Genomic DNA, 14,828 nt, shown 5'->3' with positions numbered 1-14,828 from the left:
TTTATTCTTACTCATTATTTCAATACATTTAGATATATTATGTGGTAATTTCATTTGAACATAAAAGTTTCCTTAATGCAAATTATATGACTGTGTGCAATGAATGGTGTGATGATGCAAAAATATTTTGGGAGTTTATGGTCGCTGAATAAAGGAAAAGATAATAAATTAGAGGGTTGTTTTTGAAATTTATGTGAACATACAGCCTGTATTACAGCATATTAATTGATGGAAATGAAATTGTATGATATATAATATATTGGGATTACAACTCAACCGTAGTGTTTTGTTCTGTAATCTTGTTTTTATTTCTGTTAACTTATAGAAAAAATTGTAAATAGAAGAAAATAGGCTAAGTACAATTTTGTATATATTTTCTTATTATATATGTTTTGATATGAACGTTAACTTATACATGATTTTAAAATTTAGATAGGTGGTAGAAATACATTGGCAACTTCAAAACCATATAGAGTATTACTATATTACATGTACACAACAATTGAAAACCCAGAAGAATTCGCTGCAGAGCATTTAGAATTTTGTAATTCACTTGAGTTAAAAGGAAGAATTCTTGTAGCAACAGAAGGAATTAACGGAACTTGTTCTGGAACTGTTGAACAAACTGAGAAATACATGGAAGCAATGAACAATGATCCACGCTTTGATGGAATCGTGTTTAAAATAGATGAAGAAGAAGGGCATGCATTCAAGAAAATGCACGTACGTCCTCGTCCAGAGTTAGTTACACTTCGTCTAGAAGACGACATTAACCCAAAAGAAATTACTGGGAAGTATTTAGAACCAAAAGATTTTTATGAGGCAATGAAACAAGAAGATACAGTTATCATTGATGCGCGAAATGATTATGAATTTGATTTAGGTCACTTCAAAGGTGCAATTAAACCAGATATTGAATCATTCCGTGAATTACCAGATTGGATTAGAGAAAACAAAGAAACACTTGAAGGTAAAAAGATTTTAACGTACTGTACAGGCGGAATTCGTTGTGAGAAGTTCTCTGGGTGGTTAGTTCGTGAAGGGTACGAAGATGTAAGTCAGCTTCACGGCGGAATTGTAACATACGGAAAAGACCCAGAAGTACAGGGTGAACTTTGGGATGGTCAATGTTACGTATTTGATGAGCGTATCGCTGTACCAGTAAATCAAAAAGAGCACGTAATCGTTGGTAAAGACCACTTTACAGGTGAACCATGTGAGCGCTATGTAAACTGTGCAAACCCTGAATGTAACAAGAAAATTTTATGTTCTGAAGAAAGTGAAGCAAAACATTTACGTGCATGTTCTCATGAGTGTCGTGTAAGCCCACGTAACCGCTACGTAGCACAACATGAATTAACTGAAGAGCAAGTAGCAGCTGCATTAGAGCAGATCGAAGCAGGAAAATAAGAATAATAAAAAACAGATGGTAGCACCGTGCTACCATCTGTTTTTTATTATTCAGTGTCCCCTTTCTCTTTCACAGCAGACAGCACAGTTTGTTTTACCCATGCTTTTCTTCTTCTATGCTGTATACCCCATTGATATAAACCTTGCGCACCTAAAATAAGTGAAATAATTATACCGCTAAGCGCTATTAAGAGAGCGAAAAATTCAAGAGGTGATGATATTTTGTTTGAATCGGTATTCTTTAAAAGGTCAATCATAGTAAAACCTAACATTTGGCCTACTACAGAATAGAGCGTTAAAATTAATAATAGAAGGCTATCTTTTTTGGAAGCAACGTTTTCTTGATATTTAAATAAACTATCAAGATTTTGTTTTGCGTTCGCATATAAGACTTCAATATTAAAAAGTTTTCTTAAGCGGAAGAAAATATCCTCACTTTGTGATTGAGATACTAATTCTAAAGAAAAGTAATTTGCTGTAAATGAATTAATAGAGTAGATTAACTTCTCTATCTCGTTTGTATCTTGTTCAATATTTAGCTCAGCATAAGCGTTTGCCATCTTTAATAAAACAACTTTATGAAATAAGTTTAATAATAGAGCGTAATAAAATTCCCCGTACATTTGACTAGCAAGTTTCGCGATTTCTTGTTCACCTTCATTAGTTACACATGTGAAAATATGTTCTTCCATAACAAAGTAGCGGTTAGGAGCCCATCTTTGATAAGAATGTTTGCTTAAATAATCGTGAATATAAGGAACATTATTTGCACTAATATATGGCTTACCATCGTCTGTTAATCCGGAAAGACTGGAAGCTCGGTATACATCAACTACATGAAGGTCAGACTCTTTGTTTACGGATAATAACGTTTGTACATACATTCGTTGATCTTCAAAGAAGGGGAAGGTTTGAAAGTATGAACTTCTTAATCTTTTCTTCTCAAAGAAGTCTGTTAAACCGTTAAATAAATAACCAAAAATGAACTTTTCAACTTGTGAATATCTTTTTCCATTACATTCTATGCAAATGTTCTCATCCTTTTCATTTCTTGTTTCAAGTACACGGAATCGTGCAGCGAATTCTATTGCTTCTGATAATGTCATATTTGGAGTAATATTAACTTCAGTTCGAATTGTTAGGAATCCAAGTTCATAAGGGCATAGTGTTACATCGATTGAATGCACTGTGAACGGGACGGAGATAAGATTTGTTGTTAAGTGTCCATTTAAATTAAGATCTTTAGAATGGCGCTGTAGTCCTTTTTGATGTTCTGAATGAGGAAAAAGAATTTTATTTGTAAATGAAAGATAGTATGCTTCCATATTTTGATGTGAAACTTTAAACTTCCCGTAATATGTATTTTCATCTTCAAGATGGTCGAGACGGAAAGGATGAAAATCATTTTTTTGTAAGAAAGGGAACATATTTTGTTCATATCCAGTTTTAAACGAGAACGGGAATATAAATTGAAATATAGCTGTTGTTACATCTTTTTCTTCGATTGTTTGTATTGCCTCCATTTACATTGTTTCCTTTCCATATAAGCTATAAAAACAACATGCCCAAATTAGCTTGAAAATAACCTCTCTTTTTCACTAGATTAAGAATGAAAATTCAACTTATTTGACAGGGGACATGTATAATATTATGTATACTAAAGCTAGTATAATTATGTTATGAGAAGGGGGATTAGTATGCGTATTTTAGTATTAGGAGCTGGAGGCGTGGGAGGCTTTTTTGGTGGCCGATTAGTAGAAAAAGGAGAGGATGTTACGTTTCTCGTCCGCAGTAGAAGAAAACAGCAATTAGAGGAAAAAGGACTTATTATTCGTAGTGTTAACGGGGATTTTTCATTTCAACCGAAATTGATAACGAAAGAAGATACTACTTCTCCATTTGATGTAATTTTATTCTCAACAAAAGCGTATCACCTAAACGAGGCAATAACAGATTTGAAACCATTTGTAGGTGAGAATACAGTTATAATCCCGTTATTGAATGGCATCGCTCATGTATCACTATTACAAAAGGAATTCGGTGGGGAAAAAGTAATTGGCGGTTTATGCTTTATTGAGACGACGTTAAACGATCAAGGAGAAATTGTACAAACTAGTGCTGCCAACAGACTTGTATTCGGAGAAATTAAGTCTCAAGATTCAGAAAAAATAAAGCGCATTTCTAAAGCATTTACAGGTACGAAATCTAGTTTTGTCTTTAGCGAAAATATTACGCAGGATATGTGGCATAAATATTTGTTTATTACTGTAATGTCGGGTGTGACAACATTAATGCGTGCACCAATTGGTCCGATTCGTGAAAGCGAAGGTGGTCGTGGTTTTATCCGAAACTTATTTGAAGAATCTGTACAAATCATAAGGGCATTAGGAGCTCCAGTAAAGGAAAATATTGTTGAGGAACATATGAAAACGATCGATAAAATTTCGTATGATATGAAGTCATCGATGCAGCGTGATATGGAAAAAGGTTCGTTTATTGAAGGGAAGCACTTACAAGGATACTTACTGGATGTAGCAGAGCAATTTTCTATAGAAGCACCATTATTAGGCGCTGTATATCAAAATTTAAAGGTGTATGAAGAGATAAGCTTTGGTAAGGCTTTAATTGAATTAGATGTATGAAAAAACAAAAAAGATAGCAATATATAAGTGTATTGCTATCTTTTTTGTTTTTGTATGACAAATTATTTGTTTCTTTTAGTTCTATCTGTCAAATTTATTTCCTGTTCACGTTTACCGTATAACTGATTAATTTCATTTGCTACTGCATCTAAATATGAATCGGAAAAAATAGGCTTCTTTTCTTTAGACATATGGGTCTCCTTTGCGGATTTTTTAGTATTCATTATGTATATTTATCGGTGGATTATACGCAATCATTTTAATTATTTTCTTTTTGAAAATTTTTGTTTACTTTTTGAAAATAAAGGAGTATTATAATCCACAGTTTCAATTTTCTAAATCGCTGAAACCGCATGGTACGGGGGACCCGTTTTTATGGATTAATACATAATCCAATGGGGTGAATCCTTGAAAAAGGTAGGGCTACTCATAGGCCCGAATCCGACAGCTAACCTCGTAAGCGTTATATTGAGAAGGAAGGTGGAGCTTGTGCGACAAAAAAAATAATGTCTACAAGTTTATTTCGTTATGGCTTGTAGACATTTTTTGTTTTCTGAAGAAATACTTTACTTGCTCTAACTAGCAGAAAAGTTCGTACAAAATTATTGGAGAGTGGACAACAGTGGTTTCAACTATCAAAAGGTTTTTAATTGGAAGACCATTAAAATCAACTGAGTTAGGAGAACAAAAGCTTAATAAAACGAAAGCGCTAGCTATTTTATCTTCTGACGCTTTATCATCAGTTGCTTACGGTCCAGAGCAAATTTTAATTGCGCTAGCAGGTCTTGGAGCGGTAGCTTATTGGTATTCTATTCCGATAGCTGTTGGGGTATTAGTATTATTAACAGCTCTTATTTTATCTTATCGACAAATTATTTTTGCTTACCCTCATGGCGGGGGAGCATATGTTGTATCAAAAGAAAATTTAGGGATGAATTCAGGCTTAATAGCTGGTGGATCTTTATTAGTAGATTATATTTTAACGGTCGCAGTAAGTGTATCTGCAGGTACAGATGCGCTCACATCTGCCTTTCCTAGCCTACATGCACATAATGTAATTATTGCAATTATATTTGTAATACTAATTACCATTTTAAATTTAAGAGGGGTAACTGAATCAGCTTCCATTTTAGCATATCCTGTTTATTTATTCGTTTTAGCGTTATTTATATTAATTGGTGTAGGGATATACAATATTTTAACTGGTCATGTTTCACCTACTTTACATGCGCCACTTGGAACGCCAGTTGCGGGAATTAGTTTGTTTTTACTGTTAAGAGCATTTGCTTCAGGAAGCTCTGCTTTAACAGGTGTTGAAGCAATTTCAAATGCAATTCCAAACTTTAAAGATCCTGCACCAAACAATGCAGCAAAAACATTGCTTGCGATGGGGGCATTACTTGCCGTTTTATTTTCAGGAATTGTCTTTTTAGCTTACTATTACGGAATTACTCCAAATAAAGAAGTAACAGTTGTTTCGCAAATCGCTGAACAAACATTTGGACGTAATTTTATGTACTTTTTCATACAAGGTACAACAGCTTTAATATTAATTCTTGCAGCTAATACAGGATATTCTGCATTTCCATTATTAGCAGTTAATCTTGCCAAAGATAAGTTCATACCGAGAATGTTTACAATTAGAGGAGACCGTCTGGGATATTCAAATGGTATTATTATACTAGGGATTTCTTCGATTATTTTAATTGTAGCTTTCCAAGGGCAAACAGAACATTTGATTCCGCTATATGCGGTAGGGGTATTTATTCCATTTACGCTTTCTCAAACTGGAATGGTACTAAAGTGGCTTCGTGAAAAGCCTGAAGGATGGATTTTACGATTATCGATTAATTTAACGGGTGCAGTTATTAGTTTTATCGTAATGAGTATGTTCTTTTTAACTAAATTCGCACAAGTTTGGTCGATCCTTATTTTCTTACCTGTCATTATCTTCTTGTTCCATCGAATTAAGAAGCATTATGATGCAGTGGGCGATCAATTAAGTTTAAAAACTTGTGAACGGATTGTTCCGATTGAGGGAAATGTAATTGTCGTTCCTGTAGCAGGCATGACTCATGTAGTAGAAAATTCATTGAACTATGCGAAGGCTCTTTCTGCAGATCAAGTTATCGCTGTATATGTTGCTTTTGACAGAGAAGAGGAAAAGCAATTTGAAGAGAAATGGAAGAAGTGGCAACCTGAAGTAAGGCTTGTTACATTACATTCTCATTATAGAAGTATTATTCAGCCGTTAACCAAGTTTATTGATACAGTGCAATATAAAGCGAGTGAATCAAATTACCGAGTTACGGTCGTTATACCACAGTTTATTCCGAAAAAAGGTTGGCATAACATTCTTCATAATCAGTCTAGTTTACTCATTCGTGCGTATTTACTGTATCGAAGAAATGTTGTTATTACGACAGTACCGTATCATTTGAAAAAGTAAGAAGATTTTTAAGGATAATTTCACGATAGTGAAGTTATCCTTTTTTGTATATGCTATGCATAATTGCATATGGGTTCAAAAGATATATTAATATAATTTTATCGATTGTGAGTAAGTAGTGTTTTCTGTTGTGATATATGGATATTTCAATAGAGGAAGTGAATCGGATTTTATTTTGAAATAAGGACATGAGAGCTTGAAAATAAAGGGAATGAAAATACTTCTTTACGGTAGATAAATAGCTGTGTTTAAATGACCTTACAGTACAAAACTTACATGAAAACAAAACAAAATTTCATACTTTCGTACGTTAATTAGTTTAAAATGAATAATATTTTCAGGTGATATATTCACTGTGTGGATGCTGGACTTGCGGTAATATAGAAATTTTATACAATATTATTCATACTAAGCACATATGAAAAGTTATGAAATGTTTTATAACAATAAGTTAGTACTGTAGCAATAAAATTTGAGATAGGTGATTCGTACATGAATCACGGTGATAATGTTCTCTATTTTTACCATCTCAAATCATGTGCAAAAAAATAGAATAATAAAATGCGATAGTAATAGTTGCTAATACATAGGAGGAGTTAAAGTGAAAAAGACTTTAATTACAGGGTTATTGGTTACAGCAGTATCTACGAGTTGCTTCGTTCCTGTAAGCGTTTACGCTAAGGAGGGGCAAACAGAAGTGAAAACAGTATATGTGCAAAATGTAATTGCTCCAAATACATTATCTAATTCAATTAGAATGTTAGGATCACAGTCACCGCTTATACAAGCATACGGATTAGTTATTTTACAACAGCCAGACATTAAGGTAAATGCTATGAGTAGTTTGACGAATCATCAAAAGTTTGCAAAGGCGAACGTACGAGAGTGGATTGATGAATATAATCCGAAGCTAATCGACTTAAATCAAGAGATGATGAGATATAGCACTAGATTTAATAGCTATTATAGTAAGCTCTATGAACTAGCAGGAAACGTAAATGAAGATGAACAGGCAAAAGCAGATTTTACAAGCGCATATGGAAAATTACAATTGCAAGTACAAAGCATCCAAGAGAGCATGGAGCAAGATTTATTAGAGTTACATCGATTTAAAACGGTATTAGAAAAAGATAGTAGCAATTTATCAACTAAAGCTGATGAAGCAATAAAAACACTGCAAGGATCAAGTGGAGATATTGTGAAATTAAGAGAAGATATTAAAAGAATTCAAGGGGAAATTCAAGCTGAACTTACTAATATTTTGAATAGACCACAAGAAATTATTAAAGGTTCTATTAATATCGGTAAACAAGTATTTACAATTACAAATCAAACTGCCCAAACGAAAACAATCGATTTTGTTTCTATCGGTACTTTAAGTAATGAAATTGTAAATGCTGCAGATAGTCAAACGAGGGAATCTGCTCTTCGTATTCAACAAAAGCAAAAAGAGTTATTGCCACTAATTCAAAAGTTATCACAAACTGAAGCGGAGGCGACTCAAATTACATTTATTGAAGATCAAGTAAGTAGCTTTACAGAACTAATTAATCGCCAAATTACAACTTTAGAAACGTTATTAACGGATTGGAAAGTTTTAAATAATAATATGATCCAAATTCAAACTAATATTGGAGAAGGCACGTATACAGACAGTAGTTTACTTCAAAAACATTTCAATCAACTTAAAAAAGTAAGTGATGAAATGAATAAGCAAACAAATCAATTTGAAGATTACGTTACAAACGTTGAAGTACATTAAAAAATAAGTAACGATATAGGGAGAGAAGAAAAATGACAAAAAAACCTTATAAAGTAATGGCTCTATCAGCACTTATGGCAGTATTTGCAGCAGGGAATATTATGCCGGCCCATACGTATGCAGCAGAAACTGCAGTAAAGCAAGCTCCAGTTCATGCGGTAGCAAAAGCTTATAATGACTATGAAGAATATTCATTAGGACCTGAAGGCCTGAAAGATGCAATGGAAAGAACAGGTTCAAACGCTTTAGTAATGGATCTATACGCTTTAACAATTATTAAACAAGGTAATGTTAACTTTGGTAATGTATCATCTGTTGATGCAGCTTTAAAAGGAAAAGTGATTCAGCACCAGGACACAGCTAGAGGAAATGCGAAGCAATGGTTAGATGTATTAAAGCCACAGCTTATTTCAACGAATCAAAATATTATTAATTACAATACGAAATTCCAAAACTATTATGATACTTTAGTTGCAGCGGTAGATGCAAAGGATAAAGCAACTCTTACGAAAGGTTTAACTAGATTATCAAGTAGTATTAATGAAAATAAAACGCAAGTAGATCAATTAGTAGAAGACTTGAAGAAATTCCGAAATAAAATGACGTCGGATACTCAAAATTTCAAGGGAGATGCAAATCAAATTACATCTATCTTAGCTAGTCAAGATGCTGGAATTCCGCTATTGCAAAATCAAATCACAACGTATAATGAAGCGATTAGTAAATATAATGCAATTATTATTGGTTCATCTGTTGCGACAGCATTAGGTCCAATTGCAATTATCGGTGGTGCAGTTGTAATTGCTACTGGCGCAGGAACTCCGCTGGGAATCGCATTAATTGCAGGTGGAGCGGGAGCTATAGGCGGTGGTACAGCTGGAATTGTATTAGCTAAAAAAGAGCTTGATAATGCACAAGCTGAAATTCAAAAGATAACTGGACAAGTTACAACTGCCCAATTAGAAGTAGCAGGGTTAACAAACATTAAAACACAAACTGAGTATTTAACAAATACAATTGATACAGCAATTACAGCGTTGCAAAACATTTCAAATCAATGGTATACAATGGGATCAAAATACAATTCTTTACTTCAAAATGTAGATTCTATTAGTCCAAACGATCTTGTTTTCATTAAAGAAGATTTAAACATAGCGAAAGATAGCTGGAAAAACATTAAAGACTATGCAGAAAAAATTTATGCTGAAGATATTAAAGTAGTAGATACGAAAAAAGCATAATAACAATTAAACTGTTATAGCGTTACGTATAGATAAAAGATTTTTAAATAATAGAGAGCTCCTGTTCAGTAGTGAGCAGGAGCTTTTTTTACCTCTAACGTTTCATATCCTCATAAAAAGAATAGGTGATAAGTATGCGTAATAATTTCTATAAAAAATGTCTTTTAACGATAATGATTGCTGGAGTAGCAACGAGTAATGCGTTTCCTTTACATCCTTTTGCAGCAGAACAAAACGTAAAAGCATTACAAGAAAATGCAAAAAATTATTCTCTAGGGCCAGCAGGATTTCAAGATGTAATGGCGCAAACGACATCGAGCATATTTGCAATGGATTCATATGCAAAATTAATTCAAAATCAACAAGAGACTGATTTGAGTAAAATAAGTTCGATTAACGGTGAGTTTAAAGGTAATATGATTCAACATCAAAGAGATGCAAAAATTAACGCGGCATATTGGTTAAATAATATGAAGCCTCAAATTATGAAAACGGATCAAAATATTATTGATTACAACAATACATTTCAAGCGTACTATAATAGCATGCTAGTAGCGATTAATCAAAAGGATAGTGGTAAACTAAAAGCGGATTTAGAAAAGTTGTATGCGGATATTTTAAAAAATCAAAATGAGGTAGATGTATTATTAGGGAATTTAAAAGTTTTTCGCGATAGAATGGCGAAAGACACAAATAGTTTTAAAGAGGATACGAATCAATTAACAGCGATTTTAGTGAGTACGAATGCTGGTATTCCAGCTTTAGAGCAACAAATAAATACATATAACGATTCAATTAAAAAGAGCAATGATATGGTTATTGCTGGTGGTGTACTTTGCGTAGCACTAATAACATGTATTGCGGGCGGACCGATGATTGCGATTGCGAAAAACGATATCGCAAATGCAGAAAGAGAAATAGCCAATTTAAAAGATAGAATTTCTGGAGCACAAGCAGAAGTCGCAATTTTGACAGATGTGAAAAATAAAACAACAAACATGACTGATACAATTGACGCAGCAATTACAGCATTGCAAAACATATCAAATCAATGGTATACGGTAGGGGCAAAATATAATAATTTACTACAAAACGTAAAAGGAATGAGTCCTGAAGAGTTTACGTTTATAAAAGAGGATTTACATACAGCGAAAGATAGCTGGAAAGATGTAAAAGATTATACAGAAAAATTACATGAAGGTGTGGCGAAGTAAACAGTGGGCTAGTTCCACTGTTTATTTTTTTATCCTGTTTTTTGTGAGAGTTGGATTTGTAATTTGATAAATAAATTTGCCGTGTGTTTTATCAATGTAGCTTTGCGGTAATATTTTTTCATGAATAAAAAAATGCCTATGTTCAAGGAGGATATTTTTACCCAAACCTCCGAAACAGGAGAATTAGCTTAATTCATTAGAAGGTTATACATCATAGAAGTTAATTTATAATGATGGTGATATTGGTATTATTCCGCAAGAAGTTAGAGACAAATTAGTCGGAAAAGAATTTAAATCATTTTAAGATAGCTTTGCATATCCCTGGGGTACAGTTCAAGACGCTATAATTGGCGTCTTTTTTATTCATTAAATTACGTTTGAATGCAGTGCTCGAATTTTTTGCCAAAATCCTAAGTCTAATACATATCATAAAAAAATTCATTACTTACTTTGTTTATCTCTAAACCAAATTTTCAATGATTGTTTTAAATAAATATGAAGTTTTTAAAAGAAACGTACGTTCTTATTTAGGTTGATATGATATACTAATAATGTAAATATATTCTGTATTTATGTATCTGAAATTTCAGACATATGAGAGGATGGTTATTATCATATATAAATGATATAACGATGAATTTATAAAAGAACTAGGGAGGCAGAGAAGATGGCAGTCAGTACATATCAGTTGTTTCAACATCTTAATATAACAGGGGAACAAGAAGAATTAGCGTTACGTTACTTGCAGACGAGAGATGAAGAAGTTTTAAAACATATAGAACAAACGACGATTCGTGACAATAAGCGTAGTGATTTTGCTTGGCAGTTTATGAGTGATTTTAGGAAAACGTATAAGCAAGACGCAGGGTTTTTTCGGTTATTTTATTACTTGCTTGAAGATCAACTGTTGAACGTTCTTCTCGTGCGCTTTTCATATATGAGTTTTCCAGATATAAAAGTTTATTTTGAAAAAAGCGGTCTTTCATTTGATAGACTTGTAGAATTGGCGTGTAAGTATTTAACGAATCTTTCCCGTTCTGTAAATGAAGCGGATGTTTTTCTTAGAGAATTAATAAGGGAGAATCCAAAGTACATAGAAGAGCAGTTGCAAGTTATAACAGGTCGACCAAAGCTGGTTTTGCTTCTGCATATGCTAGATGCAGATTATGAGAGATTTCTTACGTACAGTTCTTTATTGGAGGAAGAACTGCAAGAGCATGCGGAGTTTATATTGAAGCTGGACGGGGCACAAGAGAAGATAGAATTGGCGAAAAGATACGTTCAAGGTGAATCTGTTAGTGAAGTTTCTGTTGGCTCATCTTTACCTGATGTGACCTGGCAGCTATTATTTCGTGTTTATCAGCATTCAAATGTGGCAAGACGATATATTGATTTGCTAGCGAAATATTCTGTTAAAAATTTTATGGATTATGCAACGGATCATGTGTGTCATGTTCTTGATCAGTTTGGAAATCATGTAAGAACAAGGAGTTTTGATAAACAAGCGTATGAAACTATTCTAAACTTGTGCGAACAATTCGGTGTTTCAGAGGAAAGGTTTTTCGCATATCGTCTTACATGGCGTCATTTAGGCGTCTTTAACTCCGACAAAGTATATGAATATCAATTGTTGCTTCGTATGGTGGAAGAGCAGCCAGAATTTGTTCAGCGTACGCTGCAATATTTAAGTCAAAGTCATTATCTTTTCGTGGCGATGCTTTTGGCGGAAAAAGGATACGAATTCAATCGAAACAGAATACGTGAAGAATTTTTAGCGATTGCCCTTGAGTCGGAATCATCTGACATACGTGATACATATCGTGACTATTTAGTTGGGAAATTATCATTTGAAGATATGAAGCCAGTGCTCGAGAGTTCGAAGCAGCAAAATAATTACCGGGGAATGTCTGTTTTAGCAATTGCACTCCTTTGGGATATAGAGGAAGCAGTAAAGAGGGAAGCAGCGCTCAAACTTCAATTTGGAAATGACTATAATTATAAATTATATGAACTTCTGCACCGGTGTTCTCATAAGGAAGGTTCGCTGGAACAAATGTTGGAAGATCTTCTATCCTACGGTTTATCGAAGGAGAAACTTGTTTATTATTCAGTTAAACAAGCTGCTCGGCACAGTGAGGAGGAAAATAAGGCAAAAGAAGCACTCGTTCGTTTATTTGTAAAAGAACAGGCATATGTGACAGAGAAATTTACTGAGTATTCTGCAGATGAACGAATTTTCATTTTGGATGAGCTGGCAAAGAATGATACAGTTAAAACGCGTGCTCTTCTTATTCAAAGTCTTGGAGATTCCTCTAAAAAAGTACGTGCTGCCGCAGTCGAGTTTCTTACAAAAGATGTGGAAGCTGCAGAGGATGTAGCGAAGGAATTGAATAGTAGAAAGAAAGTCGTACGCGAAAATGTAATGCAAACACTTTTATACTTTAAATCTGAAAAATATACACAACTTGTACAAGAAGCTTTGCAAGAAAAGAAAAATGCTTCCTTGATGGAGAAGTTTGCTCCGCTGCTTGGCGATGAAGACCTAGAAGGAGTATCAGGGAGTATCGAAGCTTTTTGTACACGTATCTTAACACCACAAAAAAGAAACGCACTCGTGCAGTGGCTCGGATTTGAACCACAAATTCGTCTTCGTGATTCCGATGTAATTGCAGATGCAACGCTTCCGCTTGCTTATTTTCAGCAGTATGTATCAGAGTCTGTAATTGAGAAAAAGGAAGCGGTGGAAGTGATAGGTGCAGCTTTAAATGAACAAGATTTGAAAGAAAATATACAAGCGATCTATCAGCTGTGGATTTCTCAAGGAGCGGAGGCGAAAAAGCGCGGTATTCTTTCGATGTACAGCATTCATAGTGATGATGAAATGGCGCTGCTGCTCAAAAAGCAGATTGATGAGTGGGCTGTTGGCATGCGCGGAGCTATCGCTGCAGCAGCTGTTCAGGCGTTGGCGTTGTCTTCGTCACATCTTGCACCTATGACGATTAATACTATAGCATTCAAATATAAACATAAACAGGTGCGTAATGCTGCGAAAGAAGCGTTGAGTCTCGCTGCTAAAACACGTGGTATAACAGAAGAAGAACTAGAGGATCAGCTTGTTCCGGACCTTGGTTTTAATAAACGCGGTGAAAAGACAATTGATTACGGAAGTAGGATGTTTACTGCCTATTTAACGCCCAACCTGAAAATCGAGTTAAAAACAGAAGAAGGAAAACGAATAAAGTCGCTTCCGAAACCAAATGCAAAAGATCATGTGGAAAAAGCAGAAGAGGCTAAGGTGGAGTTATCATCTATAAAGAAACAGCTTCGAAGTATCATTAGTATGCAAACACAACGTCTTGAAATGGCACTTTCTCTTAATCGTTATTGGTCGCAACATACATGGAAGTCTCTGTTTGTGGAAAATCCAATTATGCAGCAATTTGCTATCTCACTTATTTGGGGCGAGTATAAGGAAGGAAAGTTGCTTGCGATGTTCCGTTATATGGAAGACGGCACGTTCAATACGGTTGACGAAGAAGAGCATGAACTTACGCCAGACACTGTTATCGGTCTGATCCATCCACTAGAATTGTCCGAAGAGGAACGGGAATTATGGAAGGAACAACTAGAAGATTATGAAGTTATCCAGCCATTCCCGCAGATTGTTCGCGAAGTATTTCTGGCGGCGGAAGATGAGAAAGTAACTGTGGAAAGGTTTGGGGGCATTCAAATCAATGGTCGGTCGCTGTTTGGTAAGTTAACGAAGTACGGTTGGAATCGCGGATCAGTTGAAGACGCGGGTGTGTATTATTCTTTCTATAAAGAAGACGCTCGCACAGGATTAGGGGCGGAGCTTGCATTTGAAGGTGCACCTGTTGGATATGAAGAAGAGGACGATGTATGCTTATTTGAAATTCAATTTTATAAAGCAGGCACAGTGAGCCGCGGTTCATACTCCTATGACGAAGTTGATGATGCGAGACGCATTGTGCCAAAGCAAGTACCTAAACGATTTTTCAGCGAAATTTTATATGATATAAAACGGACGACAGAATCGAATCTTGACCATGATGAAAACTGGCGCAGTAAGCGATAAGAAAGGAAATGACA

At 34.6% G+C, this 14,828-nt stretch carries 9 protein-coding genes, 1 pseudogene and 1 riboswitch; of the genes and pseudogenes, 8 read left to right on the top strand and 2 right to left on the bottom strand.

Annotated elements, in window-relative coordinates:
* Nucleotides 1-450 precede the first annotated feature (450 nt).
* Nucleotides 451-1,410 (top strand): oxygen-dependent tRNA uridine(34) hydroxylase TrhO, encoded by a 960-nt coding sequence (gene trhO, locus MR065_RS12890; RefSeq protein WP_242213930.1) that lies wholly within the window; start codon nt 451-453, stop codon nt 1,408-1,410.
* Nucleotides 1,411-1,457: 47 nt separating this feature from the next.
* Here trhO and MR065_RS12885 read toward each other — a convergent pair whose 3' ends face one another.
* Nucleotides 1,458-2,933, bottom strand: a complete 1,476-nt coding sequence (locus tag MR065_RS12885) for a hypothetical protein (RefSeq protein WP_242213929.1) — start codon at nt 2,931-2,933, stop codon at nt 1,458-1,460.
* Between the two features lie 174 nt (nt 2,934-3,107).
* On the opposite strand from MR065_RS12885, the gene panE reads away from it, so the two are divergent.
* Nucleotides 3,108-4,052 carry a 2-dehydropantoate 2-reductase gene (gene panE, locus MR065_RS12880; protein ID WP_242213928.1) on the top strand — a complete coding sequence of 315 codons (945 nt, stop codon included), beginning with the start codon at nt 3,108-3,110 and terminating at the stop codon, nt 4,050-4,052.
* 62 nt (nt 4,053-4,114) lie between these two features.
* Here the strand turns inward: panE and MR065_RS27465 are convergent, their stop codons facing one another.
* The gene (locus MR065_RS27465; protein ID WP_000031873.1) at nt 4,115-4,243 is read right to left on the bottom strand and encodes a hypothetical protein; all 129 of its coding nucleotides are present in this window, start codon (nt 4,241-4,243) and stop codon (nt 4,115-4,117) included.
* Nucleotides 4,244-4,383: 140 nt separating this feature from the next.
* Nucleotides 4,384-4,530: riboswitch (cyclic di-AMP (ydaO/yuaA leader) on the top strand.
* A 144-nt stretch (nt 4,531-4,674) separates the two neighbouring features.
* Between MR065_RS27465 and MR065_RS12875 the strand changes: the two genes are divergently transcribed.
* The 6 genes and pseudogenes from MR065_RS12875 (at nt 4,675) to MR065_RS12855 (ending at nt 14,814) form a co-directional block, all read left to right on the top strand.
* A complete protein-coding gene (locus MR065_RS12875) occupies nt 4,675-6,501 on the top strand; it encodes an APC family permease (RefSeq protein ID WP_242213927.1) in 1,827 nt (608 codons plus the stop codon).
* Nucleotides 6,502-7,102: 601 nt separating this feature from the next.
* A complete protein-coding gene (gene nheA / locus MR065_RS12870; RefSeq protein WP_242213926.1) occupies nt 7,103-8,263 on the top strand; it encodes a non-hemolytic enterotoxin NHE subunit A in 1,161 nt (386 codons plus the stop codon).
* A gap of 32 nt (nt 8,264-8,295) precedes the next feature.
* Nucleotides 8,296-9,504, top strand: coding sequence for a non-hemolytic enterotoxin NHE subunit B (gene nheB, locus MR065_RS12865; protein WP_242213925.1), 1,209 nt, complete (start codon nt 8,296-8,298; stop codon nt 9,502-9,504).
* Nucleotides 9,505-9,638: 134 nt separating this feature from the next.
* Nucleotides 9,639-10,718 carry a non-hemolytic enterotoxin subunit C gene (nheC, locus tag MR065_RS12860; protein WP_242213924.1) on the top strand — a complete coding sequence of 360 codons (1,080 nt, stop codon included), beginning with the start codon at nt 9,639-9,641 and terminating at the stop codon, nt 10,716-10,718.
* A gap of 217 nt (nt 10,719-10,935) precedes the next feature.
* Nucleotides 10,936-11,019 (top strand): annotated as a pseudogene (locus MR065_RS27460) (colicin); the annotation flags it as partial.
* A 366-nt stretch (nt 11,020-11,385) separates the two neighbouring features.
* Nucleotides 11,386-14,814: a DUF4132 domain-containing protein gene (locus tag MR065_RS12855; protein ID WP_242213923.1), complete on the top strand. Its 3,429-nt coding sequence runs from the start codon at nt 11,386-11,388 to the stop codon at nt 14,812-14,814.
* Nucleotides 14,815-14,828 lie beyond the last annotated feature (14 nt).

It is taken from the genome of Bacillus cereus group sp. BfR-BA-01383 (assembly GCF_022663495.1).
Lineage (GTDB): Bacteria > Bacillota > Bacilli > Bacillales > Bacillaceae_G > Bacillus_A > Bacillus_A cereus_AU.
Note: the sequence above shows the minus strand (reverse complement) of the source record. Positions and strands in the feature narration are given on the sequence as shown.

Bases quoted from the DNA above. Each gene is read 5' to 3' on its own strand.
- MR065_RS12885 (WP_242213929.1), bottom strand. From the start codon at position 2,933: ATGGAGGCAATACAAACAATCGAAGAAAAAGATGTAACAACAGCTATA.
- panE (WP_242213928.1), top strand. From the start codon at position 3,108: ATGCGTATTTTAGTATTAGGAGCTGGAGGCGTGGGAGGCTTTTTTGGT.
- MR065_RS27465 (WP_000031873.1), bottom strand. From the start codon at position 4,243: ATGTCTAAAGAAAAGAAGCCTATTTTTTCCGATTCATATTTAGATGCA.
- nheB (WP_242213925.1), top strand. From the start codon at position 8,296: ATGACAAAAAAACCTTATAAAGTAATGGCTCTATCAGCACTTATGGCA.
- nheC (WP_242213924.1), top strand. From the start codon at position 9,639: ATGCGTAATAATTTCTATAAAAAATGTCTTTTAACGATAATGATTGCT.
- MR065_RS12855 (WP_242213923.1), top strand. From the start codon at position 11,386: ATGGCAGTCAGTACATATCAGTTGTTTCAACATCTTAATATAACAGGG.